Genomic DNA, 25108 nt, shown 5'->3' with positions numbered 1-25108 from the left:
GGGCGCCCGGCCTTCGCGCACCGCCGGGATCAGCCGAGCTCCTCGCGCCCGTCCCCCGTGTCCGGCTTCCGCAGCCGCTCCTGTTCCTGGAGCCGCCGCTTCTCCGCCCTGCTCCGCTTGCGCTCCACACCGACCCCGCCCATCAGCGCGAACCCGGTGATCCTCACCCGGGGCGCGTCCGGGGCGGGCTCCGGCTCCTCGTCCAGCTTCGAGTGCTCCCCGAAACCACCCATGATGCCGAGGCCGTTGACCTGGACGTTCAGGTCCGGTGGCACCGTCACCTGCATACCACCCATGATCGTGAAGCAGCGGATCACGACGTCCCGCTCCGCGAAGTGCGCCTCACGCAGATCGATCTCCCCACCGCCCCACATCGCGAACGCGGTGAACCTCGGCCCCACCGTCCAGCGGCCCTTACGGCTGAAACCGCCCCAGAAGGCGAACGCCCCCGAGGACGTGGGGGCCCCACCGATCCGCGCGGGCCACCCGGCGGACGATCCCTTCCGCCCGGCCACCGCACCGGCCACCGGCCCGGCCGGCACCGGAAGATCGCGTACGAGCGGCACCAACTCCCCGTGCGTACGCGCCTTGAACGCCGCGTCGAGCCTCTGCTCGAACTCGTCCATCTCCAGCCGGCCCTCGGCCACGGCCTCCCGCAGGGTCTCGGCGACCCGCTCGCGTTCCGCGTCGGAGGCACGCATGTCCGGGTTCTCACTTGTCATACGGCGCACCCTATAGAGCAATCACGGGACGAGCCCAAGGGTTGTCCCGTCACGAATCACGGATTCGCCGACGGCCCACGCCGGCCGTGCTCCCTCCGGCAGGAGTGGCGGCAATTCCCCGCAAGGAATGGCCCGTGGCCCCCCGCCACCGTTACAACAGGCCGGTGGACTTCCCTCGCACGCTTCGCGAACGCCGTACCCGCCGTCATGTCAGCCAGCTCGACCTGGCGTTGCGGGCGGGCACCACCCAGCGCCACCTCAGCTTCATCGAATCCGGCAGGTCCGTCCCGGGACGGAACATGGTCGTGCGCCTGGCCGAGTCCCTGGAGCTGCCGCTGCGGGAACGCAACGAGCTGCTGCTGGCCGCCGGGTACGCGCCCGTCTACCCGGAGAGCTCGCTGGACGATCCGGTGCTGGCCCCCGTGCGCACGGCCATCGACCACATCCTCCGCGGGCACCTGCCGTATCCGGCGCTGGTCGTGGACCGGAGCGGAGACCTGATCGCCGCGAACACCGCGTTCGACGTCATCACCGAGGGCGCGGCCCCCGAGCTGGTGGGCCCGGGAACGAACGTGTACCGCCTGGCGCTGCACCCCGACGGCCTGGCCCGCCGCATACTCAACCTCGCCGAGTGGGCGCGCCACATCCTGGTACGCCTCGGCCACCTCCAGGAGTTGCGCGCCGAGCTCACCGGATACGTTCCCGAGCTGGAGCAGTCCGCCGGGCAGCTCGGTTTCGCGGTGCCACTGCGCCTGCGGTCCCCGTACGGCGAACTGCGCCTGATGACCACGGTGACGACCTTCGCCACCGCCGTCGACGTGACGCTTGCCGAGCTGAAGCTGGAGGCGTTCCTGCCGGCCGACCCGGCGACGGCCGAGGCTCTCTCAGCAGCAGCCGCGACCAGGGCTCGCACCGCCGCCGGTCACGAGCCCGGGAACATGTAATCGGCCTTGATACGGCCGTCGTCGTCGAGTACCAGCATGTCCGAACCACCACCCACCACGTCGCCGGTCCCGGACACCACCTCCCAGCCGATCCTGACCACGCCCTCGAGACGTGTCGCGCCCGGTCGCGCCCGGAAGACCAATCCCTGCTCCTCGACGAACCGCTCGTAGCTACGCGCCACGCGGATCTCGATGGCGTCGTGTCCCCGGGCCCGCAGAGTCGGGTGGTCGAAGCCGAGTTCCGCGGCGGTCCGTCGCATCTCCGCAGGGGGGTGAAGGACGTGGGTGCCGTCCTCGGCCCAGAGTCCCTCGACGGCCGCGCGGCGCTCTGCGGCGTCGCGCACATTCCATTGAGCGATGTAGCGGTCGGCCAGTCGCTGCGGGTCGGTCTCGGCCATGTTCGTCTCCTTGCCCGGCGGTTCCGTCGGGACCAGATCCTGCGGGGCGCGGTGGAGACCGGCAATTCCCTCCCGGGAATGGCCTTCAGGCGGCGGGATCCGACACGTACATCTTCGCGATGACGGACTCGATGTCCGGCTCCCGCACCGAAAGGTCGACCAGCGGATAGTCCGCCGCGATACGCGCCACCAGCGGAGCGGCCGACGCCGCGGCCGGGAACGCCAGCCACTGCCGGGGGCCCTCCACCTTCACCACCCGCACCGAGGGCTCCGACCCCAGCTCGATCGGCGGCAGTTCCCGCTCCAGGTCCACCACCAGCGTGCGCTCGCTCTCACCCACCTCGTGCAGCCCGGCCAGCGCACCGTCGTACATCAGACGCCCGTGGTCGATCACCATCACGCGCTTGCACAGCTGCTCGATGTCGGTCAGGTCGTGCGTCGTCAGCAGCACCGTCGTCGAACGCTCCGCGTTCAGGTCCCGCAGGAACCCACGCACCTTGGCCTTCGACACCACGTCGAGCCCGATCGTCGGCTCGTCCAGGTACAGAACCTCCGGATCGTGCAGCAGCGCCGCCGCGATGTCCCCCCGCATCCGCTGCCCCAGGGACAGCTGACGCACCGGTACCTCCAGCAACGCGCCCAGATCCAGAAGTTCGACGCACCGGTCCATGTTCTCCCGGAACCGGCTGTCCGGGATCCGGTACATCCGGTGCATCAGCCGGTACGAATCACGCAACGGGAGGTCCCACCACAGCGTCGTACGCTGCCCGAACACCACACCGATCCGGTGCGCGAGCTTCGTACGCTCCCGGGTCGGGTCGATGCCCGCGACCCGCAGCCGGCCCCCGCTCGGCGTGAGAATGCCCGTCAGCATCTTGATCGTCGTCGACTTGCCGGCCCCGTTCGGCCCGATGTAACCGACCATCTCACCGCGCGGCACCCGGAAACTGATCCCGTCCACCGCCCGCACCTCGCGCCGCTCACGGCGCATGAAGCCCGTCCTGCGACGCACGTCGAAGACCTTCTCGACACCGTCGAGCTCGATGAAGTCCATGTCGTCCACGCCCACTCCTCAGCTTCCCGTACTGCGGTACGCCCGCAGTCCCACCCGCCACGCCAGCCCCGCGATCACCCAGCACCCCACGGCCACCACCGGCGGCAGGAACGCCACCCACCGCGGCAGATCCAGCGGATAGTCCCGGCCCAGCACGTACAGGGCCGGCAGCCAGCTCACGAACGCCAGCGGCACCACGAACGTCACCCCACGCACCAGGTCCTTCGCGAACACCGACGGCGGATACTGCAGCAGCGTCGTCCCGCCGTACGTGAACGCGTTCTGCACCTCGGAGGCGTCCTGGGCGAAGAACTGGAACGCCGCCCCCACCACGAACACCGCCCCGAAGACGGCCGCCCCGCTCAGCACCATCATCGGCAGCATCGCCACCTTCAGGGGCGTCCACTCGATGTCCAGCACCAGCAGCGCGTAGCCCAGTACCAGCAGCCCCTGGGTGATCCGCCCCAGCCTGCGCAGCGCGAACCGGTCGGCGGCCACCTGCGCCAGCACCGGCACGGGACGCACCAGCAGCGTGTCCAGCGTCCCGTCCCGCACCCGCCGCCCCAGCCGGTCCATCGACCCCAGCACCAGGTCGGCAAGCCCGAACGCGGTCGCCGACGCGCCGTACAGCAGCGCGACCTCCGGCAGCGTGAAGCCGCCCAGCACGTCGACGTGCGTGAACATCAGCATGATCGTGACGAAGTCGAAGCCCGTCGCCACGAAGTTCCCCACGGCCGTCATCACGAACGACGCGCGGTACGCCATCGTCGAACGCAGCCACATCCCCACGATCAGCCCGTACCCGCGCACCCCCTCGACCAGCCGCGACCTCTCGGCGGACACGATGCCCTGCTCCGCCGCGACGACGCCCTCCACCCGGACCTCAGCCACCCTGGACCACCACCCTCCTCGTCGCCACCGACTGCAGGAGCCGTCCCGCGAGCAGCAGCACCACCGCCCAGCCGGCCTGGAAGGCGTACGCACCCGCAAGGTCCCAGCCCGCGTACGTACCGAGGAACACATCGGCCGGAACCTGCAGCAGGGACGACCACGGCAGTGCGCGGGCCACCTCACCGAGCGCACCGGGAAACAGGTTCAGCGGCAGCAGCATCCCCGAGAAGAACAACCCGGCCAGCCAGGCGATCTGCATCGCCCCGGCCCCGTCCATCAGCCAGAAGGCCGACAGCGCCACGAGGAAGCGCACCGCGAAGCTCACCACCACCCCCAGCACCACCGACACCAGGAAGGCGAGCCAGGTCCACGGGGAGCCCGGCAGCGCCAGATCGAAGGCCAGGGCGCCCAGCACCATCGGCACGATCCCGCGCCCCAGCAGATGGAACGCGGCCCGGCCCAGGTCCCCCGCCATCCACCACAGCTGCAGGTCGGCGGGCCGGTACAGGTCGACCGCGATGTCGCCCGTACGGATCCGCTCCATCAGCTCGTCCTCGAAGCCGCCGCCCATCATCGCGCAGGTCATCAGCAGGGCCTGACCCAGCCACACATAGGTCAGCGCCTGCGACATGTCGTACCCGCCGAGGTGCGGACGCTCGTCCCACAGGGCGATGTAGGTGTACGCCATGATGAAACCGAAGACGGTGTTGGTGAACACCCCCGCGAGCGTGGCCACCCGGTAAGTGGTGTACCGCCGGAATCCCCCGGCCGCCACCACGGCATAGAGCCGCACCTCGCTCCCCCCCTCTTTCCGCCAAAGCGCACGACCTTAGTCGAGGCCCATCGGCCGCCGCGACCCTATTTCCGTCGAAGGGATCCGAGGGTTATCCGCCCGAAAAGTGCACTATAGGAAAATCATCCGCAGTCGAGGAGCCTCACAGTCATGAGCCAAGAGCCACCGCAGGACGGCGGAGACCCTGGTCAGCAGGGCTCCCAGGGCTGGGCCCCCCGAGACCACTCGGCCACGGCCCCCACCCCGGACCCCCAGCACCCGAACGGCGCAAAGGACTCCAAGGGGCGCACGAAACGCCCCAAGCGGCCCAAGCGCACCGGCTGGCGACGCGCCGTCCCCACCTGGCGCATGGTCCTCGGCGGCGTACTCCTCCTCGCACTGCTCCTCGTCGGCGGATTCATCGCCGGCTACCAGATCGTCGACATCCCAGCCGCGAACGCCAGCGCGACCGCCCAGTCCAACGTCTACCTGTACGCGGACGGGAAGACCGTCATCGCCCGCGACGGCGAGATCAACCGCGAGAACATCCCCCTCCGCCGCATCCCCCGCACCATCCAGCACGCCGTACTCGCCGCGGAGGACCGGGACTTCTACTCCGAGGACGCCATCGACGTCAAAGCCACCCTCCGCGCCGGCTGGAACACCGTCACCGGCAAGGGCAGGCAGGGCGGCTCCACCATCACCCAGCAGTACGTCAAGAACTACTACCTCGGCCAGGAACAGACCGTCGTCCGCAAGGCCAAGGAATTCTTCATCTCCATCAAGCTCGACCGCGAACAGAGCAAGGACGAGATCCTCGAGGGCTACCTCAACACCAGCTACTTCGGCCGCAACGCCTACGGCATCCAGGCCGCCTCCCACGCCTACTACGGCAAGGACGTCGAAGACCTCGGCGCAGGCGAAGGCGCCTACCTCGCCTCCCTGCTCAACGCCCCCAGCTCCAACGACGTCGTCGCCCACCCCGAGAACAAGAAGGCCATCCTCGCCCGCTGGGACTACGTGCTCGACGGCATGGTCCAACACCACTGGCTCACCCCCGACGACCGCGACGCCATGACCTTCCCCGTCCCCGGCAAGGCCAAGCCCGCCACAGCGCTCTCCGGCCAGCGCGGCTACATCGTCCAGGCCGTCGACCACTACCTCGCCGCCAACAAGATCCTCGACGAGAAGACCCTCGCCACCGGCGGCTACCGCATCACCACCACCCTCCAGAAGAAGAAGCAGGACGCCCTCGTCGAAGCCGTCAAGGACAACGTCCTGTCCCGAACCAGCGACGAACGCGACGCCGACCGCAACGTCCGCGCCGGCGGCGCCTCCGTCGACCCCGGCACCGGCCACGTCGTCGCCCTCTACGGCGGCGTCGACTACACCAGACAGTTCGTCAACAACGCCACCCGCCGCGACTACCAGGTCGGATCCACCTTCAAGCCGTTCGTCCTCGCCGCCGCCCTCGCCAACGGGTCCACCACCCAGAAGGACCGCGCGATCACCCCCAACACCCGCTACGACGGCACCAACGAACGCACCGTCCAGAGCGCCACCGGCTCCACCGACTACTCCCCCGCCAACGAGGACGACGTCGACTACGGCCACATCACCGTCCGCGAAGCCACCGACAAATCCGTCAACGCCGTCTACGCCCAGATGGCCCAGGACGTCGGCCCCCAGGAGGTCAAGGACACCGCGATCGCCCTCGGCATCCCCCAGGACACCCCCGACCTCACCGCCTCACCGTCCATCGCACTCGGCCCCGCCACCGCCAGCGTCGTCGACATGGCCTCCGCCTACGCCACCCTCGCCGACCACGGCAGGCAACGCCCCCACACCCTCGTCTCCGAGATCAGCAAGAACGCCGAGGAACTCGACCTCCCCGAGAGGACCACCCGGCGCGCCGTCAGCCGCGAAGCCGCCGACACCACCACCTCCGTCCTGCGCAGCGTCGTCGACGGCGGAACCGGCACCGCGGCCCAGGGCTCCGGCCGCCCCGCCGCCGGCAAGACGGGCACCGCCGAGGAGGACAAGGCCGCCTGGTTCGCCGGCTACACCCCAGACCTCGCCACCGTCATCGCCGTCATGGGCCAGGACCCCGAGACCGGCGTACAGAAACCCCTCTACGGCGCACTCGGCCTCGCCCGCATGAACGGCGGCGGCGCACCCGCCGAGACCTGGGCGGACTACACCAGAGCCGCCCTGGAAGGCAGCCCCGTACAGGACTTCGACCTGGAGGCCGACGAAGGCCCCGAGGAACCCGACCCCGAGGAGAGCGGAGAGCCGGACGAGAGCGGGGACCCCGACGACACGGAGGAAGCCGGAGGCACCCGGAAACCGAGGGACCGCGAGGACACCGACGCACCCGGCACCGCGGACTCCCGCGAGGAACGACGCGGAACACGCACCCCCGACTCCCCCTCGGAAGCGACCCGCGCCCCCGACGGGCCCCGCGCCACCGACCCCGCCGCCGCACCCCCGCACACCGACGGCCGGGACCGCCGGACCGACGCCCGCGCCCCCGGCACCCACCGGCCCGGAAAGGAACCCGCCCACCGCGAACCGGTCCGCCCCGGCGCAGGCCCCCCGGCCGACCCGCACGACAGGGACGGGCAGGACCCCCAAGGCCCCACCCGCCCCTGAACACACGACGGCGGCGCTCCCGGACCCGGGAGCGCCGCCGTCGCCGTACAGCTCAGTGACCGGACGTCGCCTTCAACCCCACCACCGCCACCAGCAGCAGACAGACGAAGAAGATACGGGCGGCGGTCACCGGCTCGTTCAGCACGACCATGCCCAGCACCGCCGCACCGGCCGCACCGATCCCCACCCACACGCCGTACGCCGTACCGATCGGCAGCGTCTTCGCCGCCTGCGACAGCAGCATCATGCTGGCAACGATCCCGAGGCCCGTGAACACACTCGGCCACAGCCGCGTGAACCCCTCGGTGTACTTCATCCCGATCGACCAGCCCACTTCCAGCAGACCGGCCACGACCAGCAGAACCCACGCCACGACGGCACCTCCACGACGAAACACGCGAAACGCGTGACCAACACGGGTGCGTCGTCTTTGCGGAAACCCGGTACGGCGCGTCTCGTCGGGGTCCCACCACCGTAGCAAGCCCACAGAACAGCAAAAAGGCCTGGTGACCACAGTCACCAGGCCCACTCGACCCACACCTGCCTACAGATACAGCCCCGTCGAATCCACCGAACCCTCGAACCGGTCCGCCGCCACCGCGTGCAGATCCCGCTCACGCATCAGCACGTACGCCACACCCCGCACCTCGACCTCGGCACGGTCCTCGGGGTCGTACAGCACCCGGTCACCCGGCTCCACGGTCCGCACGTTCTGGCCGACCGCGACCACCGCGGCCCACGCCAGACGCCGGCCGACCGCCGCCGTCGCCGGAATCAGGATCCCGCCGCCCGACCGCCGCTCACCCTCGGGTGAATCCGACCGGACCAGCACACGGTCGTGCAGCATCCGGATCGGCAGCTTGTCATCGGTGTTGCTCATGCCGTTGTCGCTCACGCGCAGAAACCTACCTGCCCCGAACCGCTCCACACGCCCGGGGCCGCACGGAGACCGCCCTCAGCGCCTCTTGCGCCACCCGGACCGCGAGGGCCCGGACGACCGGGAGGTCGACACCGTCAGCAACGCCACCGCACCGACCACCACCAACGCGGCCGGAATCACCCGCTCCAGCCGCGGCGAACCGTCCTCCGCGACGAACTGCGCCTTCACGTCCGAAACCGAACGATTCACCGCGACGTACGCACGCCCCGCCGTCCGGTCCACCGTCGACGCGACCTTGGCCTTCGCGTCACCGATCATCGTCTTCGGGTGCACCCGCACCCCGATCTCGTCCAGCACCACCGCAAGCTGCGCGCGCCTGCTGATGATGTCCGCCTCGATCTGCGCAGGGGTCCTGGTATCCGACACTGCGCCGCCTCCGTGGTCGTCTCGGGTAAACCTTCATCGACAGTCTGTCAGCTCGGCCGCCCCCGCACCCGGCGGCACCCCCTATTACGCTCGGTGCCACACAGCACACGTGCCACTCGAGGAGAGACATGAGCGAGCGACTCCAGACCGGCGACACCGCCCCCGCCTTCACCCTTCCGGACGCCGACGGCAACGATGTCTCGCTCGCAGACCACAAGGGCCGCAAGGTCATCGTCTACTTCTACCCCGCCGCGCTTACCCCAGGCTGCACCAAGCAGGCCTGCGACTTCACCGACAACCTGGAGCTCCTGACCGGCGCCGGCTACGACGTCATCGGCGTGTCGCCCGACAAGCCGGAGAAGCTCGCGAAGTTCCGCGAGAAGGAGAACCTCAAGGTCACACTGGTCGGCGACCCCTCCAAGGAGACCCTGGAGGCATACGGCGCGTTCGGCGAGAAGAAGCTCTACGGCAAAGTGGTGACAGGGGTGATCCGCTCCACGATCGTGGTCGACGAGGAGGGCAAGGTGGAGAAGGCCCTCTACAACGTCAAGGCGACCGGGCACGTCGCCAAGATCATCAAGGACCTAGGGATCTGACTCGATCCAGGGGGTCCTGGCCGAAAAACGTGTGACCGAGGTCGCAATCTCCCGTTGATTCGGTTTGCAACCGCCATGTCTGCGCAGAAGCCTTTCCTGGAACACCGTTCGACGAAAGGAACCGGCCATGGCGGCCTCCGACCCCCACCAGGCGGCCGACCCTGATGCGGTCAAGCGCCACCCGGCACTCTTCCGGGCCATCCGGAAGCGTCAGAACCCCCGGCTCCGTCGGACGGACATCACCATCACCGACGACCAGGCGGTCAAGCGTGCCGTGAAGGCGGCGTCGCTCGGTAACGCCATGGAGTGGTTCGACTTCGGCATCTACTCCTACCTGGCCGTCACCATCGGGCACGTGTTCTTCCCTTCCGGGAACGACACCACCCAGCTCCTCTCGTCGTTCGCGACCTTCGCCGTGGCCTTCCTCGTCCGGCCTCTCGGCGGCATGTTCTTCGGCCCCATGGGCGACAAGATCGGCCGCAAGAAGGTCCTGGCCCTCACCATGATCCTCATGGCGGTCGGCACCTTCGCGATCGGCCTCATCCCCTCACACGACACCATCGGCGTCTGGGCCGCGGTCCTGCTGATCTTCTTCCGGATGCTCCAGGGCTTCTCCACCGGCGGTGAGTACGGCGGCGCCTCGACCTTCATCGCCGAGTACGCCCCCGACAAGCGCCGCGGCTTCTTCGGCAGCTTCCTCGAATTCGGCACGCTGGCCGGATACGTCGGCGCCGCCGGACTCGTCACCCTGCTCTACGCCGTCCTGGACACCGGCCAGATGGAGTCCTGGGGCTGGCGCATCCCGTTCCTCGTCGCCGGCCCCCTCGGCCTCGTAGGCCTCTACCTGCGGCTCCGCCTGGACGAGACCCCCGCCTTCCAGAAGCTCGAGGGCGGCACCGCCCACGCCACGGAGGCCGCCGACCACGTCGAGGCCACCGCCAAGGGCGACCTCGCGAAGATCTTCCGCCAGTACTGGCCGACGCTGATCCTCTGCATCGCCCTCGTCGGCGCGTACAACATCACCGACTACATGCTGCTGTCGTACATGCCGACGTACCTCTCCGACGAACTCGGCTACAGCGAGACCCACGGCCTGCTGATCCTGCTCGGCGTCATGGTCTTCCTGATGCTGATCATCAGCCGGTTCGGCAAGCTCTCGGACCGCTTCGGCCGCAAGCCGCTCCTGATGACCGGCATGCTCGGCTTCCTCTTCCTGTCACTGCCGGCCTTCCTCCTGATCCGCCAGGGCAGCATCCCGGCGATCATCATCGGCATGCTGATGCTGGGCCTCTCCCTGGTCTGTCTGCTGGGCACGATGTCCGCCGCGCTCCCGGCCCTGTTCCCGACCAACGTGCGCTACGGCTCCCTGTCGGTCGGCTACAACCTCTCGGCGTCGATCTTCGGCGGCACGACCCCGCTGGTGATCACCGCCCTGATCAGCTGGACCGGCTCGAACCTCATGCCGGCGTACTACGCGATGGCCGCGGCCCTGGTCGGCGTGATCGCGGTGGCCTGCATGAAGGAGACCGCCAACCAGCCGCTGGCCGGCTCCCCGCCCTCGGTGGAGACGGAGGAGGAAGCGGCGGACCTGGTCCACGCGCAGAGCCCGGAACCGAAGTTCTGACGCACGCTCGGTGCCGGAGGGCCGTATCGGGGAGTACCCGGACGGCAGGGCTTCCCCCCGCGCCTGCGGCCCTCAGCCGCGCATGAGGTCCTGATTGACACGTTCGACGTGTGCGTGCAGCGGCCCCTCGGTGACGACACGCTCGCCCTGGCCGCGCCTCCAAGGATCCACCTCGATCACCGTGACCAGTGCGTTGCCCAGCCCGATCACCACCCACCAGTCCCGGCCATCCGCATGGACCCGCCAGGTCGACTTGACCCACTTGCCGGTATCGGTGCGTACGTCGGCCGAGACCAGGTCCCAGTTGTCCGGGTCGAACGCCGTCAGCTCCTCGACGGGCGCGTTGCGCTGCTGGAGACGCTCGATCACGTGAGCGCCCTGGGCCTTCAGCCGCGTCGGCTCGCGCAGGATGTGGCGCACGCGGGTGAACAGGGAAGCCGGCCCGGACTCGGAGTGGAAACGGGCTGTCTCGAAGCGGGGTGCCATGGTGATTCCTTGGGCAGGTCGGTCAGGTGCTGTGTTGGAAACGCACCGGCGCGCCCAGCGCGGACCGGGCGCCCTCGAAGCCGGCCGGACGGGCCGCCACCGTGGCGACGGCGAGGCGTTCCGGCAGGGCGGCGGAGAACTTCAGGCCGCGTACTGCGCGGGGGTCGACGTCGGGCAGCACGAGCTTCTCACGCAGGCGTAGTCAGCAGTCGGTGGGCGTTGCAAACGACCAGGACGGCGGGGCCGGGGCGGCGGCCGGTCAGGTGGTCGAGGACCAGTTCGTGAACGGCCGGCAGCGATGGGGCCGCGGCGACGCCGCCCGTCTTGTCCTCGTCCGGCGGAGCCGTCTCACTGGGGCGTGGACCGCAGCAGTACGACGCGGCGCCTGCCCCCGCCGTCCCCCGTCAGGGAGTCGGCGAGGGAGGGGGTTGTGCAGCAGCTCGACCAACTGACGCAATGGTGTTGATCCCATTGCCCTATCGACTTGTCGAGTGTCCGGGAACTGCCTGGGCTTACGAACTCGTCGCATGGCATGCTCATTGATCTTGCTACAACGCGGTTATCTGCTGAATATCGGGGGTTGAGGCATCGTGGGGTACACGATTCCTGACGGCGTCGACACGATGCTCGATGTGGTTGGTGTGGGCTGGCCGAACGTCGACGAGGACGCCTACCGCGACATGGCGGACGCACTGCGGGAGTTCGGGGACGACGCGGACGACGACGCGTACGCCGCCTACCAGCACATCCAGAAACTTCTGGCGACCGGGCAGAGCGAGTCGCTGACCGCGCTCGACAAGCACTGGTCGAAGGTGCAGGGCAAGCACAAGGATCTGGCGAAGGCCGCGCGGCTCGTCGCGGGTGCGCTGGACCGGGTCGCGGACATCATCGTGGCCCGAAAGATAGCCGCCGTGGCCGAACTGGCTGACCTGTGCGCGACGGTGGGAATCACCCTGGCCTTCGCACCGCTGACCGCCGGGCTGTCGACGCTGCTCGCCGGCGCGAAGATCGCGGCGACCCGTATCGCCTTCAAGCGGATCCTCAAGGAGATGGCTGAAGCCGCCGTATCGGAGATCGTCGCGACGCTCACCGAGCCGGCGGTCGCCGCGATCGAGAACATCGTGGCGGATCTGGCGGTCCAGACGGCGCTGAACGTCGCGGGTGTGCAGGAAGGCTACGACCCAGGCCAAACGGCACAGGCGGGCAAGGACGCGCTGCAGATCAACTCGGTTGGCGGGTCCGGTGGCCCGGGTCCGCGCGGTGGCCCGGTGATCGACCACGATGCGCACAGCAAGGCCGGGATGCACCTGGCCGGTGTGCAGATCACGATGCGCGAGAAGACGGGCGGCAAGCTCGGCAAGGCCAAGGGGCACCACGGCCGGGCCAAGGGCAAGGACTCCCTGACCGCTGTACTCGACACCACGATCGAGGGGGTGGTGGAGAAGCTCGGCAAGGCACTGGGTGATCTTGGCGACCACGTCGGCAAGACGGTTCCCGACGGCATCACCAGGAGTTCCAAGACGCACAAGGACACCGACCACGACATCCGCGACGGAGTCCAGAAGATTCATGCCCGGGTAGGCGAGGACAAAAGCGGCTCCGGCGGGGGCGGTGGAGGCGGAGGGGGAGGGGGAGGGAGAGGGGGCAGGAATGGCGGCGGAGACCCCGACGGGAAGCCGATAAGTCCTCAGCCGGGCTGGCACGGGAAGAGCGCCGGTAAAATGAAGCACCACCGACGTGACGCGTTGGACGTGAGCCACCTGAGCCCGGAACAGCAGCGAGATGCCCTCCGTCGGGAAACGCGCGGACTTGCGGACGATGCCCAGAAACAGGCACCTGGCCATCACCCGACCGGCAAGGATCGCCTGGTGAAATCATGTGCAGGAGCTTTGCTGCACGAGGGAACTCTGACGAGCCACTCGAGCTCCACCAAGCGGCACGGTCAAGTGCTCCTCGACACCCACCCGGCGCTCAAAAATGTCGTCGATCAGGTGGAGAGAGACATCCGAGCAGATAACGAGAACCCGGGCGCAGGGCATGGCAAATGTGCCGAGGTTGCACTCATATCCGACCGTCTGCACGGCATAGAGAAAAGAGACAACATAAAGATCAGTACACCCGACGACATTCGCAGGGCCATGAGCGGCGCACTCGCATACTCCCTGCAGATCGGGGAGCAGGATTCTCCCACCGGACTCAAGAAGCACGGGGACTACAAAGAGCCCTGCCGGTCATGTTCAAGAATTCTTCCGCTGGTCGGCGTCACAGCACACACATAGGCAAGGGAAATATGTCAATTCTTTCCACAGCAGAAGAAGTGGATGCGTGGCTGTCAGAGGCCGGATGGCATCCGGGGCGCAACGTCGGAGACGAGGCATCCGAAGCAGTTTCGGCCGTCGTCGAGCGATATCGCTCCTACGGCGTGGAGATCGAACCTTCTGCCCCCGCCCTCGCCTTCATTCGGGAGCATGCATTCCTTCGGGCGGTCATCGATACCGCACCAGAGAATTTCGCCGTATTTACCCCGCATCTCGTATTCAAAGGGGATGCCGAGGAAATCTCCGAACTCGCCACAGACCTCGGTGTACAGCTTTTCCCGGTCGGGTACGACACCTACGATGGTTCCACCCTGCTCATTGACACGAACGGGCGATTCTTTTTTTCGCATCACACAGGAGCCTACTATCTGGGGCGCGAAAAATACGAGGCACTGATGAGCCTCATGAGTAGCGAGATGGAAGATGCGGAGAACTACTTTGTCTGACCTCGTCCCCGGAGTGGCGGCTTCACTACTCGTCAACGGCCAGATCTTCAGTCAGACCAATCTCGGTGGTGATGGACTGCCTGACCTTCACCCTGCGGTGCGGGACTTCTTCGACGCCCTCCCCACGGAGAACCGCGAGTACTTCGTCGGGCACTGCGCCGAGTCCGCCTTGGTCTCGGACCAGTTGTGGGGGCTGGACCGTAAGCGCCCCGACGGGGGGACGACAACCCTCGACGAGGCCGCATCCCACTTCACCGGGGCTGCCCTCGTCGCGAAGAAGATTCGCAGCCAGGGCGACCCCGACCACGGCTCCCCGGCTCAGGTATGCCGTTCCTGCTCGGCGCTGCTCGAGCGGCTCGGCATCGACGTCATCAGCTCATGACACGCGGCGAGGATGTACTGGCATCCGCCGGGTGGCACCAAGGCCGTGATGTCGAATCGGAGGCCTTGTCAGCTGTCTTCAGGGCTGTCGCGCTCATAGAGCCGGCGCCCGGCACCTCGCCGTGGGTGCTGTTCCCCGCTGCCGAGCAGGCACTGCGCGCATTTCACGGACTGCGCTCGCGTCCGGCCGGGCCTGGTCAACAGGTCGCGCCCACGGGATGGGTGATCGACCCCGTGGTGGTCCGGCATGCCGGACATCCGCTGTCGCGTCTCACGGAGAGCACGGGATCCCGGCTGTTTCCGCTCGGACGCACGGACGCCGACGCAATCCTCGCCGTAGACGAAGAGGGGCGACTCTTCTCGATCGATCACGGAGGACAGTGGCAGCTCGGTGACACGGTCCGTGAAGGCCTCGCCGCGTTGACTGAAGGACGTGCCCCGTACAGGATCGCCGCCCGGCAGTGGACTTGGACCGTCTCGTCGCCGAACGGGGAGCCGCTGGCCGACGTCATACACATGGCGCTTGTCGCTGTCTACGTGCTGCACCACCGGCAGGTATTCAGCGCCCGACACCTTCGGCTGATCGTCACGCCCCTACGTGGCATAGCTCCGGTCGCCCTGGACCGTACTGTCCCCTTGCCTGGCGGTTCTCTGGAGGACGGTGCAGTGCCCCTTGCGGCAAAGATGGAAGCCCTGATCGAGGCTGAGGGTGTGACGACACGAGGAGCAGAACTCAAGGTGGAGGTGCCTGCTCCGCGTAACGCCACCGCTCAGCAGTCGTCCGTCAGCTGCGCTGTGCGCACGGGACACCTCGCGAAGACCCCTGCGACCGTGGAGCTGCATCTCGCCGCAGGTGCGGCTGCCTCGATCGGCCGTCTCCGGACAGCCGTTCAAGCGTGTTCCGAGGACCTGGCCCGACAAGCCCCGGCCCTCTCTGCCTGAGAGAGGCCCGTCACCAGCCGCGAGTCCGAACACGGCCAGGACCGGCCCGCCCATGGGACGGCCAACCAGGCAGGTCAGCGAGTTCCAGAACAGGGCCTGGTGTGGTGACTGCGTCGGTTCACCGGGTTGCTCGTTGTGCTGGTGGAAAGTGACGATGCTTTCGACCAGCAGGGGAGGCGGAATGGCAGCACCGGTCAGGGCCCAGCGGCTGACGAAGCAGGCCCTCATGACCCGCACCACCCCGCCACGCCCCCTCGACGTAGAAGCGATCTTCCCTGCCCTGGCAGCCCACTGGCGCACAACCACACGGCTCCACCCTCGCCACGGCTCTCCCAGGCCCCAGGAAGCTGAGCGACGGCCGCATGGAGAATCTGCGGCTCCTGTGCCCGAACTGCCATGCGGTGACCAGTACGTGGCGCCGAGGGGCGCACGCCGAACGGGGGCCCTGGAGACTCCCTCACCAGCTGAGCCGGCAGGCCGGTACGATGACAGACGGCTAGCGGCGGTGGTGCAACTGGCGACACAGCAGACTTAGGATCTGTGGCCCGTGAAACGGCTTGAGGGTTCGAATCCCTTCCGCCGCACCGCAAACGGCCTGCGAATCGAAGGATCGATGCGCAGGCCGTTTTTGCGTCCAGCCTCAGCCCACCAACTCCCGCACCACCGGCACCAGCGCCCGGAACGCCTTCCCCCGGTGGCTGATCGCGTTCTTCTCGTCCGGTGTGAGCTCCGCGCAGGTCCGGGTCTCGCCGTCCGGCTGGAGGATCGGGTCGTAGCCGAAGCCGTAGGCGCCGGCCGGGGAGTGGCGCAGGGTGCCCGTGAGGCGGCCCTCGACCACGCATTCCGTGCCGTCGGGGAGGGCCAGGGCCGCAGCGCACGCGAAGTAGGCGCCGCGGTGCGGGCCGTCGATGTCGGCGAGCTGGGCGAGGAGCAGGTCCAGGTTGGCCCTGTCGTTGCCATGGGCGCCCGCCCAGCGGGCCGAGAAGATGCCGGGGGCTCCGCCGAGCACGTCGACGCAGAGGCCGCTGTCGTCGGCGACGGCCGGGTGGCCGGTGGCCCGGGCCAGGGCGTGGGCCTTGAGGAGGGCGTTCTCGGCGAAGGTGACGCCGGTCTCCTTGACGTCGGGGACGTCGGGGTACGCGTCCGCGCCGACGAGGTCGTGGTTCAGGCCCGCGTCGGCGAGGATCGCGTGGAGTTCGGTGATTTTCCCGGCGTTGCGGGTGGCGAGGATCAGGCGCGTCATGCGTCGATTATCGCCGCCCGGTCAGGGGGTGCAGACCTTGCCGATCTCGGTGGCGGCGTCGGTGACGGGGGTGATGTCGGGGGTGGCGTCGCCCTTGTCGATGGAGTCCCGGACGGTGGTGACACCGGCCTGGAGGTCGTCGACGGCCTTGCTGAGGTCGGCGTTGTCTGTGGTGTCGCCGAGGTCCTTGAGTTCCTTGTCGATCTGGTCCAGGGCTTCCGAGGCCTGCGTGGGGTCGTCGGAGGCTGTGGATATCGCCTGCTGGAGGTTGTCGACGCTGGTGGCGATGGCGTCGGCGGTGCGGACGCAGTCGAGGGCCTTGTCGACGGCGCCGCAGCCGACGGCTGCGGTGAGGGTGAGCAGGGTGGCCGTGACGGCGAGTGCGGTGCGGTGGTGGCGGCGCGAGGCCATGGTGCGGTCCCTCCCCGGGGGCGGATACGTGGACGGACGCACGGTTCGACCCGTGCGCCCGTATCCGCTACGACGCTGTGCGCTGCGTGTTTGGTTGCTTCTTTACCCGCCTTTACTCGCCGAGTGTGCGGGCGAGTGCCTCTTCCTGGAGCTTGGCGAGGTCGGTGCAGCCGGCGGTGGCGAGGTCGAGGAGGGCGTTGAGCTCGTCGCGGTCGAAGGGCTCGGCCTCGGCGGTTCCCTGGACCTCGACGAAGCGGCCGTCGCCGGTGCAGACGACGTTCATGTCGGTCTCGGCGCGGACGTCCTCCTCGTAGCAGAGGTCGAGGAGGGGGGTGCCGTCGACGATGCCGACGCTGATCGCGGCGACGGTGCCGGTGAGGGGCTTGCGGCCGTGCTTGATGATCTTCTTGCCCTGGGCCCAGGCGATGGCGTCGGCGAGGGCGACGTAGGCACCGGTGATGGCGGCGGTGCGGGTGCCTCCGTCGGCCTGGAGGACGTCGCAGTCGAGGACGATGGTGTTCTCGCCGAGGGCCTTGTAGTCGATGACGGCGCGGAGCGAGCGGCCGATGAGGCGGCTGATCTCGTGGGTGCGGCCGCCGATCTTGCCGCGTACGGATTCGCGGTCGCCGCGGGTGTTGGTGGAGCGGGGCAGCATGGAGTACTCGGCGGTGACCCAGCCCTCGCCGCTGCCCTTGCGCCAACGCGGGACGCCTTCGGTGACGGAGGCGGTGCAGAAGACCTTGGTGTCGCCGAAGGAGATGAGTACGGAGCCTTCGGCGTGCTTGCTCCATCCGCGTTCGATGGTGACGGGGCGGAGCTGTTCGGGGGTGCGGCCGTCGATACGAGACATGGCGTCGAGCCTATCGGCTGAGGGGGCCGGGTCCGTTCGGGTGTGCGGCGGACGGACGGCAGGTGCGGGGCCGCTGGGCGGCGGGGGTGGGGAGCTGGTGCGGAGCGGACGCACGGCAGGCCCCGCTCCGTGCCGGTCGGGGGCGGAGCGGGGCCTGCGCGTGGGATCTTGGTGGGCCGGCCGGGTCAGCCGGTCACATCATGTCTTCGATGTCCGCGGCGATCGGGTCGGCGTCGGTGCCGATGACGACCTGGATCGCGGTGCCCATCTTGACGACGCCGTGGGCTCCGGCGGCCTTGAGTGCGGCTTCGTCGACCTTGCTGGGGTCGTGGACCTCGGTGCGGAGGCGGGTGATGCAGCCTTCGATCTCGTCGATGTTCTCGATACCGCCGAGGCCGGCGACGATCTTCTCAGCCTTGCTGGCCATGTCCTTCTCCCTGGTCTGTGCGTGCGTGGGGCGGCCCACCGTGGGTCCGTTTCGTCACGGTAACGCACGGTTGGCCCAACTTCACGGGCGGGTAACCGCGCTGTCCCCAATGATGACGATCACCGGCGCCCCGCCTTACGACGGGGCTCCGCACCGTATCGCAACTGGTCTACACCAGTTTGCGACAACCTCCAAACCTCGTGTGTGCCGGGAGGGCTTGCCGATGAGTTCGAGCGCGGCTGCAGCACCGCAGCGGAAGTGGTGGAACGGGCCGGTCCAGGGCTTGCAGAAGGTCGGCCGGAGCCTTCAGCTGCCGGTGGCCGTGCTGCCCGCGGCGGGCCTTCTGGTCAGTCTGGGCAACCTCTTCGACTCCTCGCTGCACGGCGCCTTCTGGGACAAGTTCGCCAAGGTCCTCCTCAACGGCGGGACGGCGATCCTCGACGGCGAGGTGGGGCTTCCCCTCCTCTTCTGCATCGGTGTCGCGATCGGGTTCGCGAAGAAGGCGGACGGCTCGACGGCGCTGGCCGCCGTGGTCGGCTTCCTCGTCTACCGGGGCGTGCTGGCGGCCTTCCCGGTGGACGGCACGATGACCGCGGCGACGCCCGACGGGGTGCCGCAGAACCCGGGGGTCCTGGGCGGCATCATCATCGGGCTGTTGACCGCGGTGGTCTGGCAGCGCTACCACCGCACGAAGCTGGTCGACTGGCTCGGTTTCTTCAACGGGCGCCGCCTGGTGCCGATCCTGATGGCGTTCCTCTGCGTGATCCTGGGAGTGCTGTTCGGCCTGCTGTGGCAGCCCGTCGGTGACGCGCTGACCTGGTTCGCCAAGCAGCTGATCGATCTGGGTGCCTGGGGTGCGGCGATCTTCGGTTTCGCGAACCGGCTGCTGATCCCGATCGGCATGCACCAGTTCCTGAACACCTTCTTCTGGTTCCAGGCGGGCGAGTTCACCGGGTCCGACGGCGGCACGGTCCAGGGCGACATCTCCCGCTTCTTCGCCGGGGACCCGTCGGCGGGCCAGTTCACCTCGGGATTCTTCCCGATCATGATGTTCGGCCTGCCCGCGGCGGCGCTGGCGATCGCCCACACCGCGCGCCCGGAGCGGCGCAAGGAGGTGTCCGGGCTGATGCTGTCCGTGGCGCTGACGTCGTTCGTGACGGGGGTGACGGAGCCGCTGGAGTTCTCGTTCCTCTTCGTCGCACCCCTGCTGTACGGGGTGCACGCGATTCTCACCGGCGTCTCGATGGGGGTCACCTGGGCGTTGGGCGTGCACGCGGGGTTCAGCTTCTCGGCCGGACTGATCGACTACGTCGTCAACTGGCACCTGGACACGAAGCCTTGGCTGATCATCCCGATCGGGCTGTGTTTCGCGGTGGTCTACTACGCGATCTTCCGGTTCGCGATCACGAAGTTCAATCTCCAGACCCCGGGGCGCGAGCCCGTCGAGGAGGAGGAGAAGATCGAGGAGGACCTCACGAAGTAGGGCCTCCCAGGCTCTCGGTGGAGCCCCCGGACCGCGAGGTCCGGGGGCTCCTCGGCGTCACCGAGGGTGGTGGAGGCGCTACGGGGCAAATTGAAGGTTCCTTATCCAACCCTCACCGTGCTAAAACTGGTCTACACCACTCAGTGGTCCAGACCACGCGGCCGTTCCTGCCGCCGCGTTCCTCGAGTCGCCGCCCCCCACCAACTGTCCCCGGCGGCGCCTTGCCTACTGGAGGAAGTTGATGAGTACGGACACCGCTGCCCCGGCGGCACCCGCGAAGAAGCGGGGTTCCGGCGTGTTCCAGGGCCTGCAGAAGGTCGGGCGCAGCCTCCAGCTGCCGATCGCCGTCCTGCCTGCGGCGGGCATCCTGCTCCGCCTCGGCCAGCCCGATGTCTTCGGGGCCGAGGGCCTCGGCTGGGGCAAGGTCGCCACGGTCTTCGCGACCGCCGGTGACGCGGTCTTCGCGAACCTGCCGCTGCTGTTCTGCGTCGGTATCGCCATCGGCTTCGCCAAGAAGGCCGATGGTTCCACGGCGCTCGCCGCCCTGGTCGGCTTCCTGGTCTACAAGAACGTGTTGACCGCGTTCCCGACCTCCGACGCCGTCGTCAACACCACGGCCAACAAGGGTGTCGACGTCGCTGCGACGTACAACGACCCCAAGGTCTTCGGCGGCATCATCATGGGCCTCCTGGCCGCCGTCATATGGCAGCGGTTCCACCGCACCAAGCTGGTGGACTGGCTCGGCTTCTTCAACGGCCGCCGTCTCGTCCCGATCATCATGGCCTTCGTCGGCACCGTCATGGGTGTTCTCTTCGGTCTGGTCTGGGAGCCGATCGGTGACCTCATCACCAACTTCGGGGAGTGGATGACCGGTCTGGGGGCTGTCGGCGCCGGCGTCTTCGGCGTCGTCAACCGCGCTCTGCTGCCGGTCGGCATGCACCAGTTCGTGAACACGGTGGCCTGGCAGGAGATCGGTTCCTTCAAGGACTCCGCCGGTGGCATGTGGCACGGCGACCTGCCGCGCTTCTTCCACGGTGACCCCACCGCCGGTCAGTTCATGTCCGGCTTCTTCCCGATCATGATGTTCGCGCTGCCGGCCGCCGCTCTGGCGATCACGCACTGCGCCCGCCCCGAACGCCGCAAGGCTGTGGGCGGCATGATGATGTCCCTGGCGCTGACCTCGTTCGTCACCGGCATCACCGAGCCGATCGAGTTCGCGTTCATGTTCATCGCGCCGCTGCTGTACGTGATCCACGCGTTGCTGACCGCCCTGTCGATGGCCGTCACATGGGGCCTGGGCGTACACCACGGTTTCAGCTTCTCCGCAGGTGCGATCGACTACTTCCTGAACTGGAACCTGGCGACGAAGCCCTGGATGATCATCCCTATCGGCCTGGTCTTCGCGGCGGTCTACTACGTGGTCTTCCGGTTCGCCATCACGAAGTTCAACCTCACCACCCCGGGCCGTGAGCCCGAGGAAGAGGTCGAGGACCTCACCAAGGCGTAACCCCTGGCAGGCGCACGGCACGACGAAGCCCTACCTCCCGCGGGAGGTAGGGCTTCGTCGTGTCGGAGTTCCGGCTCCTAGACCTCGTACACCGCGCCCGGGGCCGCCAGCTCGACCGGGCCGTCGTAGACCTCGCGGGCGTCGGCGAGGTTGCGGTCGGCGTCGGTCCACGGCGGGATGTGGGTGAGGACGAGGCGTCCCGCTCCGGCGCGGGCGGCGTACTCGCCTGCCTCGCGGCCGTTGAGGTGGAGGTCCGGGATGTCCTCCTTGCCGTGGACGAACGATGCTTCACAGAGGAACAGGTCGGATCCCTCGGCGAGTTCGGCCAGCGCCTCGCAGGTGCCGGTGTCGCCGGAGTAGGTGAGGACACGTCCGTCGTGCTCGATCCTGATGCCGAAGGTGTCGACGGGGTGGCGGAGCTTCTCCGTGCGGACCGAGAAGGGGCCGATCTCGAACGACCCGGACTTCAGCGTGTGGAAGTCGAAGACCTCGCTCATCGCGTGGTCGGACGGGGTGTCGGCGTGGGCCGTGGTGAGCCGCTGCTCGGTGCCCTCGGGGCCGTACACGGGGATGGCGGCGGGGCGTCCGCCGTCGAAGCGGTAGTACCGGACGACGAAGTACGCGCACATGTCGATGCAGTGATCGGCATGGAGGTGGCTGAGGAAGATGGCGTCGAGGTCGTAGAGACCTACGTGGCGCTGCAACTCGCCCAGGGCGCCGTTGCCCATGTCGAGGAGCAGCCGGAAGCCGTCGGCCTCTACGAGGTAGCTCGAGCATGCCGAACCCGGTGAAGGGAACGAGCCGGAGCAGCCGACGACGGTGAGCTTCATGGAGCGTGAACCTCCGAGGCGTGGGAACGGGGAGGGTTCGTGCGGTCCGTCGAGCGTAAGGCGCGAAACCACTGGTCGCTCCTCCACGGCCTGCCGTTGTGGGGGAACTCACCTGTGGTGTCACCGGTTCGATGGAAGGCGGGGTGCTGTGCGGCGCGCCGGTACGGTCGGTGCATGAACTCGTGGTGGTGGGCGGCACTGGCCGTCGTTGTCCTGCTGGCGCTCGTGGCGACGGTCTCCGATGCGCGGGGCCGGGGCGGGCGTGGTCCGCGGCGTCCTGGCGGGCGGACGCGTCCGCCGGGGCGTGCTCCGGAGAGGAAGAAGAAGGGCAGGCCGCACGGTGGGCCGCGGCCCGGGGAGATCTGGTGGGCGGACGTGCCGTTCGAGGACGGGCCGGGGTCGAAGGACCGGCCGTGTCTGGTGCTGTCGGTGCGGGGCGGTACGGCGGTCGTGGCCAAGATCACCAGCAAGCACCATGAGGAGCGGCCGGGGGTGATCGCGCTGCCCGCGGGTTCGGTGGGTGACGCGCGGGGCCGGCAGAGCTTTCTGGAGACGGACGAGTTGCGGGACGTCGCGCTGTCGGGGTTCCGGCGGAAGGCGGGCGAGCTGGATCCGGGGGTGTGGGGGCGGGTGCGCGACCTGGGGTGAACGTGCGTGAGGCGCGGGCGGGGTGTTCTCCCGTCCCGCGCCTCCGGTGCGCGTGGCTGTTGTTCCCGCGGGTGGCCCGGGGGCCGTCAGGCCCAGAGCTGGCCGTGCAGGGTCTCGATGGCGGCTTCCGTCGTGGGGGCGGTGTAGACGCCGGTCGACAGGTACTTCCAGCCGCCGTCGGCGACGACGAAGACGATGTCGGCGGACTCCCCCGCCTTGACGGCCTTGCGGCCGACTCCGATGGCGGCGTGGAGTGCGGCGCCGGTGGAGACGCCCGCGAAGATGCCTTCCTGCTGGAGGAGCTCGCGGGTGCGGGTGACGGCGTCGGCGGAGCCGACGGAGAAGCGGGTGGTGAGGACGGAGGCGTCGTAGAGCTCGGGGACGAAGCCCTCGTCGAGGTTGCGCAGGCCGTACACGAGGTCGTCGTAGCGGGGTTCGGCGGCGACGACGCTGACGTCGGGCTTGTTCTCGCGGAGGTAGCGGCCGACGCCCATGAGGGTGCCGGTGGTGCCGAGGCCCGCCACGAAGTGCGTGATGGAGGGGAGGTCGGTGAGGATCTCCGGTCCGGTGGTGGCGTAGTGGGCGCCGGCGTTGTCCGGGTTGCCGTACTGGTAGAGCATGACCCAGTCGGGGTGCTCGGCCGCGAGCTCCTTGGCGACGCGGACGGCCGTGTTGGAGCCGCCTGCCGCCGGGGAGGAGATGATCTCGGCGCCCCACATGGTGAGCAGGTCGCGCCGTTCCTGCGAGGTGTTCTCCGGCATGACGCAGACGATGCGGTAGCCCTTGAGGGTGGCTGCCATGGCGAGCGAGATGCCGGTGTTGCCGCTGGTGGGTTCGAGGATGGTGCAGCCGGGTGTCAGCCGGCCGTCCTTCTCCGCCTGCTCGACCATGTGGAGCGCGGGGCGGTCCTTGATCGAGCCGGTGGGGTTGCGGTCCTCGAGCTTGGCCCAGATGCGGACGTCCTCGGACGGGGACAGCCGCGGGAGGCGGACCAGGGGGGTGTTGCCCACGGCCGCCAGCGGGGAGTCGTACCGCATCAGCGCATGCCGCCGGCGACGGCCGGGAGGATGGTGACGTTGTCGCCGTCGGTGAGCTTGGTGGAGATGCCGTCGAGGAAGCGCACGTCCTCGTCGTTGAGGTAGACGTTCACGAAGCGGCGCAGCTGCTCGCCGTCGACGATGCGCTCGCGGATGCCGTTGTGGCGGGTCTCCAGGTCGGTCAGGAGGTCGGCGAGGGTCTCCCCGTTGCCTTCGACCGCCTTGGCGCCGTCGGTGTAGGTGCGGAGGATGGTCGGGATGCGGACCTCGATGGCCATGGCGTGGGCTCCTGTCGAAAGCGGGGAGGTGGCGTGGGGCGCGCGTTTGTGTGCCCCCGCGCGGGGGTGGTGCGTACGTGGTGCGCTCGGGCCGCGGCTCAGGCCGGGCGGTTCACGGGCAGGCGGCAGCCGGACACATCGCGCTGGAAAGTCTGCACAGGTCGACGTGCAGCCGCGCGACGAGCAGCATGCCCGGCGTCTTGTCGCTCACGTCATGGAGAACCATGGGCTCATCGTATCGATTCCCGACCCGGTTTCCGGAGTGTGATCCCACATCGTGGATGGTGAGCGTTCGCGATGTGGACAGACGGTGGGGGCGGGGGGTGTCCTGGGCCGCCCCCGCGCGTCACACCGCGGCGGGGTAGGCCTCGACGATCTCGACCTCTTCCTCGGTGATCTCGCCGTCCACGATGCGGTAGGAGCGGAACTGGAAGGGGCCGGCGTCGTCGGCGTCCGCGGTGGAGACCAGCACGTAGTGGGCGCCGGGTTCGTTGGCGTACGTGAGGTCGGTGCGGGAGGGGTAGGCCTCGGTCGCGGTGTGGGAGTGGTAGATGATCACCGGCTCCTCGTCGCGGTCGTCCATCTCGCGGTAGAGCTTCAGCAGGTCCGTGGAGTCGAACTCGTAGAACGTGGGTGAGCGCGCGGCGTTGAGCATGGGGACGAACCGTTCGGCGCGGCCCGTTCCGGCCGGACCGGCGACGACGCCGCACGCCTCGTCGGGGTGGTCCGCGCGGGAGTGCGCGACGATCTGGTCGTGGAGCGCCTGGGTAAGGGTCAGCATGGCCCCCAGGATAAGCAGAGGGGCCCCCGCGTACCGAGGAGTGGTACGCGGGGGCCCGTATGCCGGACAGAGCCGTTGGGG

At 68.6% G+C, this 25108-nt stretch carries 30 protein-coding genes, 1 tRNA gene and 1 riboswitch; of the genes, 12 read left to right on the top strand and 19 right to left on the bottom strand.

Going from position 1 to position 25108, the window contains the following annotated elements; genetic code table 11:
• Nucleotides 1-29: 29 nt before the first annotated feature.
• Entirely contained in the window at nt 30-701 is a 672-nt protein-coding gene (locus tag LWJ43_RS20425; protein WP_277335949.1) for a DUF1707 domain-containing protein, read from the bottom strand.
• 185 nt (nt 702-886) lie between these two features.
• Here LWJ43_RS20425 and LWJ43_RS20420 point away from each other — a divergent pair, with 185 nt between their 5' ends.
• Nucleotides 887-1666 carry a helix-turn-helix domain-containing protein gene (locus tag LWJ43_RS20420; protein ID WP_277335948.1) on the top strand — a complete coding sequence of 260 codons (780 nt, stop codon included), beginning with the start codon at nt 887-889 and terminating at the stop codon, nt 1664-1666.
• Here LWJ43_RS20420 and LWJ43_RS20415 read toward each other — a convergent pair.
• The 4 genes from LWJ43_RS20415 to LWJ43_RS20400 form a co-directional block, all read right to left on the bottom strand.
• A complete protein-coding gene (locus tag LWJ43_RS20415) occupies nt 1645-2064 on the bottom strand; it encodes a hypothetical protein (protein WP_277333661.1) in 420 nt (139 codons plus the stop codon). The two genes, LWJ43_RS20420 and LWJ43_RS20415, sit on opposite strands and share 22 nt — an antisense overlap.
• 85 nt (nt 2065-2149) lie before the next feature.
• Complete coding sequence (locus LWJ43_RS20410; protein WP_277335947.1) at nt 2150-3118, bottom strand: ABC transporter ATP-binding protein; 969 nt, start codon at nt 3116-3118, stop codon at nt 2150-2152.
• Nucleotides 3119-3136: 18 nt separating this feature from the next.
• A complete protein-coding gene (locus LWJ43_RS20405; protein WP_277335946.1) occupies nt 3137-3994 on the bottom strand; it encodes an ABC transporter permease in 858 nt (285 codons plus the stop codon).
• A gap of 7 nt (nt 3995-4001) precedes the next feature.
• The gene (locus LWJ43_RS20400) at nt 4002-4802 is read right to left on the bottom strand and encodes an ABC transporter permease (RefSeq protein ID WP_277333660.1); all 801 of its coding nucleotides are present in this window, start codon (nt 4800-4802) and stop codon (nt 4002-4004) included.
• A 150-nt stretch (nt 4803-4952) separates the two neighbouring features.
• Here LWJ43_RS20400 and LWJ43_RS20395 point away from each other — a divergent pair, with 150 nt between their 5' ends.
• Nucleotides 4953-7433, top strand: a complete 2481-nt coding sequence (locus LWJ43_RS20395; protein WP_277333659.1) for a transglycosylase domain-containing protein — start codon at nt 4953-4955, stop codon at nt 7431-7433.
• A 52-nt stretch (nt 7434-7485) separates the two neighbouring features.
• On the opposite strand, the gene LWJ43_RS20390 is transcribed toward LWJ43_RS20395, so the two are convergent.
• The 3 genes from LWJ43_RS20390 to LWJ43_RS20380 all read right to left on the bottom strand — a co-directional run bounded on the left by LWJ43_RS20390 (nt 7486) and on the right by LWJ43_RS20380 (nt 8739).
• A complete protein-coding gene (locus LWJ43_RS20390) occupies nt 7486-7806 on the bottom strand; it encodes a DMT family transporter (RefSeq protein WP_014046245.1) in 321 nt (106 codons plus the stop codon).
• Between the two features lie 45 nt (nt 7807-7851).
• Nucleotides 7852-7917: riboswitch (guanidine-III (ykkC-III) riboswitch) on the bottom strand.
• Between the two features lie 60 nt (nt 7918-7977).
• Entirely contained in the window at nt 7978-8313 is a 336-nt protein-coding gene (locus tag LWJ43_RS20385) for a GroES family chaperonin (protein WP_033298980.1), read from the bottom strand.
• Between the two features lie 75 nt (nt 8314-8388).
• On the bottom strand, nt 8389-8739 hold the full coding sequence (locus tag LWJ43_RS20380) for a DUF3618 domain-containing protein (RefSeq protein WP_277333658.1): 351 nt from the start codon (nt 8737-8739) through the stop codon (nt 8389-8391).
• Nucleotides 8740-8867: 128 nt separating this feature from the next.
• Between LWJ43_RS20380 and bcp the strand changes: the two genes are divergently transcribed.
• Together bcp and proP are read left to right on the top strand one after the other, a co-directional pair.
• Entirely contained in the window at nt 8868-9335 is a 468-nt protein-coding gene (bcp, locus tag LWJ43_RS20375; RefSeq protein WP_203186520.1) for a thioredoxin-dependent thiol peroxidase, read from the top strand.
• A gap of 127 nt (nt 9336-9462) precedes the next feature.
• Nucleotides 9463-10959 (top strand): glycine betaine/L-proline transporter ProP, encoded by a 1497-nt coding sequence (proP, locus tag LWJ43_RS20370; RefSeq protein ID WP_277333657.1) that lies wholly within the window; start codon nt 9463-9465, stop codon nt 10957-10959.
• A 72-nt stretch (nt 10960-11031) separates the two neighbouring features.
• Here the strand turns inward: proP and LWJ43_RS20365 are convergent, their stop codons facing one another.
• Both LWJ43_RS20365 and LWJ43_RS20360 read right to left on the bottom strand, forming a co-directional pair.
• Nucleotides 11032-11445, bottom strand: coding sequence for a hypothetical protein (locus LWJ43_RS20365; RefSeq protein ID WP_277333656.1), 414 nt, complete (start codon nt 11443-11445; stop codon nt 11032-11034).
• A 22-nt stretch (nt 11446-11467) separates the two neighbouring features.
• Nucleotides 11468-11626: a hypothetical protein gene (locus tag LWJ43_RS20360; RefSeq protein ID WP_277333655.1), complete on the bottom strand. Its 159-nt coding sequence runs from the start codon at nt 11624-11626 to the stop codon at nt 11468-11470.
• A 409-nt stretch (nt 11627-12035) separates the two neighbouring features.
• Here LWJ43_RS20360 and LWJ43_RS20355 point away from each other — a divergent pair, with 409 nt between their 5' ends.
• From LWJ43_RS20355 to LWJ43_RS20335, 5 genes are all read left to right on the top strand, one after another.
• Nucleotides 12036-13724: a YwqJ-related putative deaminase gene (locus tag LWJ43_RS20355; RefSeq protein ID WP_277333654.1), complete on the top strand. Its 1689-nt coding sequence runs from the start codon at nt 12036-12038 to the stop codon at nt 13722-13724.
• On the top strand, nt 13679-14209 hold the full coding sequence (locus LWJ43_RS20350) for an SUKH-3 domain-containing protein (RefSeq protein WP_261988994.1): 531 nt from the start codon (nt 13679-13681) through the stop codon (nt 14207-14209). Before LWJ43_RS20355 ends, LWJ43_RS20350 begins: the two co-directional genes overlap by 46 nt.
• Nucleotides 14202-14591: a YwqJ-related putative deaminase gene (locus LWJ43_RS20345; protein ID WP_277333653.1), complete on the top strand. Its 390-nt coding sequence runs from the start codon at nt 14202-14204 to the stop codon at nt 14589-14591. Before LWJ43_RS20350 ends, LWJ43_RS20345 begins: the two co-directional genes overlap by 8 nt.
• Nucleotides 14588-15532 (top strand): SUKH-3 domain-containing protein, encoded by a 945-nt coding sequence (locus LWJ43_RS20340; protein ID WP_277333652.1) that lies wholly within the window; start codon nt 14588-14590, stop codon nt 15530-15532. The genes LWJ43_RS20345 and LWJ43_RS20340 overlap by 4 nt, the downstream gene beginning before the upstream one ends.
• Nucleotides 15533-16031: 499 nt before the next feature.
• Nucleotides 16032-16116: transfer RNA gene (locus LWJ43_RS20335), tRNA-Leu, on the top strand.
• Between the two features lie 56 nt (nt 16117-16172).
• On the opposite strand, the gene rdgB is transcribed toward LWJ43_RS20335, so the two are convergent.
• The 4 genes from rdgB to LWJ43_RS20315 form a co-directional block, all read right to left on the bottom strand.
• Entirely contained in the window at nt 16173-16775 is a 603-nt protein-coding gene (rdgB, locus tag LWJ43_RS20330; protein WP_277333651.1) for an RdgB/HAM1 family non-canonical purine NTP pyrophosphatase, read from the bottom strand.
• A gap of 21 nt (nt 16776-16796) precedes the next feature.
• Nucleotides 16797-17186, bottom strand: coding sequence for a hypothetical protein (locus tag LWJ43_RS20325; protein WP_277333650.1), 390 nt, complete (start codon nt 17184-17186; stop codon nt 16797-16799).
• A 112-nt stretch (nt 17187-17298) separates the two neighbouring features.
• On the bottom strand, nt 17299-18036 hold the full coding sequence (gene rph / locus LWJ43_RS20320) for a ribonuclease PH (RefSeq protein WP_104786209.1): 738 nt from the start codon (nt 18034-18036) through the stop codon (nt 17299-17301).
• 193 nt (nt 18037-18229) lie between these two features.
• Complete coding sequence (locus tag LWJ43_RS20315; RefSeq protein ID WP_078597797.1) at nt 18230-18502, bottom strand: glucose PTS transporter subunit EIIB; 273 nt, start codon at nt 18500-18502, stop codon at nt 18230-18232.
• Between the two features lie 184 nt (nt 18503-18686).
• Between LWJ43_RS20315 and LWJ43_RS20310 the strand changes: the two genes are divergently transcribed.
• Nucleotides 18687-19946: a PTS transporter subunit EIIC gene (locus LWJ43_RS20310; RefSeq protein ID WP_277333649.1), complete on the top strand. Its 1260-nt coding sequence runs from the start codon at nt 18687-18689 to the stop codon at nt 19944-19946.
• Nucleotides 19947-20187: 241 nt separating this feature from the next.
• Nucleotides 20188-21453: a PTS transporter subunit EIIC gene (locus tag LWJ43_RS20305; RefSeq protein ID WP_277333648.1), complete on the top strand. Its 1266-nt coding sequence runs from the start codon at nt 20188-20190 to the stop codon at nt 21451-21453.
• A gap of 77 nt (nt 21454-21530) precedes the next feature.
• Here the strand turns inward: LWJ43_RS20305 and LWJ43_RS20300 are convergent, their stop codons facing one another.
• Nucleotides 21531-22283 (bottom strand): MBL fold metallo-hydrolase, encoded by a 753-nt coding sequence (locus LWJ43_RS20300; protein ID WP_277333647.1) that lies wholly within the window; start codon nt 22281-22283, stop codon nt 21531-21533.
• Between the two features lie 174 nt (nt 22284-22457).
• Here LWJ43_RS20300 and LWJ43_RS20295 point away from each other — a divergent pair, with 174 nt between their 5' ends.
• Nucleotides 22458-22931 (top strand): type II toxin-antitoxin system PemK/MazF family toxin, encoded by a 474-nt coding sequence (locus LWJ43_RS20295; protein WP_277333646.1) that lies wholly within the window; start codon nt 22458-22460, stop codon nt 22929-22931.
• Nucleotides 22932-23017: 86 nt separating this feature from the next.
• Here the strand turns inward: LWJ43_RS20295 and LWJ43_RS20290 are convergent, their stop codons facing one another.
• From LWJ43_RS20290 to LWJ43_RS20280, 4 genes are all read right to left on the bottom strand, one after another.
• Nucleotides 23018-23968: a PLP-dependent cysteine synthase family protein gene (locus LWJ43_RS20290; RefSeq protein WP_277333645.1), complete on the bottom strand. Its 951-nt coding sequence runs from the start codon at nt 23966-23968 to the stop codon at nt 23018-23020.
• Nucleotides 23968-24246, bottom strand: a complete 279-nt coding sequence (locus tag LWJ43_RS20285) for a MoaD/ThiS family protein (RefSeq protein WP_277333644.1) — start codon at nt 24244-24246, stop codon at nt 23968-23970. Before LWJ43_RS20285 ends, LWJ43_RS20290 begins: the two co-directional genes overlap by 1 nt.
• Nucleotides 24247-24358: 112 nt before the next feature.
• Nucleotides 24359-24472 carry a putative leader peptide gene (locus LWJ43_RS32915; protein WP_346771991.1) on the bottom strand — a complete coding sequence of 38 codons (114 nt, stop codon included), beginning with the start codon at nt 24470-24472 and terminating at the stop codon, nt 24359-24361.
• A gap of 120 nt (nt 24473-24592) precedes the next feature.
• Nucleotides 24593-25027, bottom strand: a complete 435-nt coding sequence (locus LWJ43_RS20280) for a M67 family metallopeptidase (protein ID WP_277333643.1) — start codon at nt 25025-25027, stop codon at nt 24593-24595.
• Nucleotides 25028-25108: the final 81 nt, after the last annotated feature.

The organism is Streptomyces sp. JH34 (assembly GCF_029428875.1).
Taxonomy (GTDB): domain Bacteria; phylum Actinomycetota; class Actinomycetes; order Streptomycetales; family Streptomycetaceae; genus Streptomyces.
The sequence above is the reverse complement of the archived record's forward strand: the minus strand, read 5'-3'. Positions and strand labels throughout refer to the sequence as shown.

Coding starts and splice junctions, on each gene's coding strand:
- LWJ43_RS20295 (WP_277333646.1), top strand. CDS start 22,458: ATGAACTCGTGGTGGTGGGCGGCACTGGCCGTCGTTGTCCTGCTGGCG.
- LWJ43_RS20285 (WP_277333644.1), bottom strand. CDS start 24,246: ATGGCCATCGAGGTCCGCATCCCGACCATCCTCCGCACCTACACCGAC.
- LWJ43_RS20310 (WP_277333649.1), top strand. CDS start 18,687: ATGAGTTCGAGCGCGGCTGCAGCACCGCAGCGGAAGTGGTGGAACGGG.
- bcp (WP_203186520.1), top strand. CDS start 8,868: ATGAGCGAGCGACTCCAGACCGGCGACACCGCCCCCGCCTTCACCCTT.
- LWJ43_RS20325 (WP_277333650.1), bottom strand. CDS start 17,186: ATGGCCTCGCGCCGCCACCACCGCACCGCACTCGCCGTCACGGCCACC.
- proP (WP_277333657.1), top strand. CDS start 9,463: ATGGCGGCCTCCGACCCCCACCAGGCGGCCGACCCTGATGCGGTCAAG.
- LWJ43_RS20340 (WP_277333652.1), top strand. CDS start 14,588: ATGACACGCGGCGAGGATGTACTGGCATCCGCCGGGTGGCACCAAGGC.
- LWJ43_RS20300 (WP_277333647.1), bottom strand. CDS start 22,283: ATGAAGCTCACCGTCGTCGGCTGCTCCGGCTCGTTCCCTTCACCGGGT.
- LWJ43_RS20415 (WP_277333661.1), bottom strand. CDS start 2,064: ATGGCCGAGACCGACCCGCAGCGACTGGCCGACCGCTACATCGCTCAA.
- rdgB (WP_277333651.1), bottom strand. CDS start 16,775: ATGACGCGCCTGATCCTCGCCACCCGCAACGCCGGGAAAATCACCGAA.
- LWJ43_RS20290 (WP_277333645.1), bottom strand. CDS start 23,968: ATGCGGTACGACTCCCCGCTGGCGGCCGTGGGCAACACCCCCCTGGTC.
- LWJ43_RS20410 (WP_277335947.1), bottom strand. CDS start 3,118: ATGGACTTCATCGAGCTCGACGGTGTCGAGAAGGTCTTCGACGTGCGT.
- LWJ43_RS20425 (WP_277335949.1), bottom strand. CDS start 701: ATGCGTGCCTCCGACGCGGAACGCGAGCGGGTCGCCGAGACCCTGCGG.
- LWJ43_RS32915 (WP_346771991.1), bottom strand. CDS start 24,472: ATGGTTCTCCATGACGTGAGCGACAAGACGCCGGGCATGCTGCTCGTC.
- LWJ43_RS20395 (WP_277333659.1), top strand. CDS start 4,953: ATGAGCCAAGAGCCACCGCAGGACGGCGGAGACCCTGGTCAGCAGGGC.
- rph (WP_104786209.1), bottom strand. CDS start 18,036: ATGTCTCGTATCGACGGCCGCACCCCCGAACAGCTCCGCCCCGTCACC.
- LWJ43_RS20385 (WP_033298980.1), bottom strand. CDS start 8,313: ATGAGCAACACCGATGACAAGCTGCCGATCCGGATGCTGCACGACCGT.
- LWJ43_RS20280 (WP_277333643.1), bottom strand. CDS start 25,027: ATGCTGACCCTTACCCAGGCGCTCCACGACCAGATCGTCGCGCACTCC.
- LWJ43_RS20350 (WP_261988994.1), top strand. CDS start 13,679: ATGTTCAAGAATTCTTCCGCTGGTCGGCGTCACAGCACACACATAGGC.
- LWJ43_RS20305 (WP_277333648.1), top strand. CDS start 20,188: ATGAGTACGGACACCGCTGCCCCGGCGGCACCCGCGAAGAAGCGGGGT.
- LWJ43_RS20365 (WP_277333656.1), bottom strand. CDS start 11,445: ATGGCACCCCGCTTCGAGACAGCCCGTTTCCACTCCGAGTCCGGGCCG.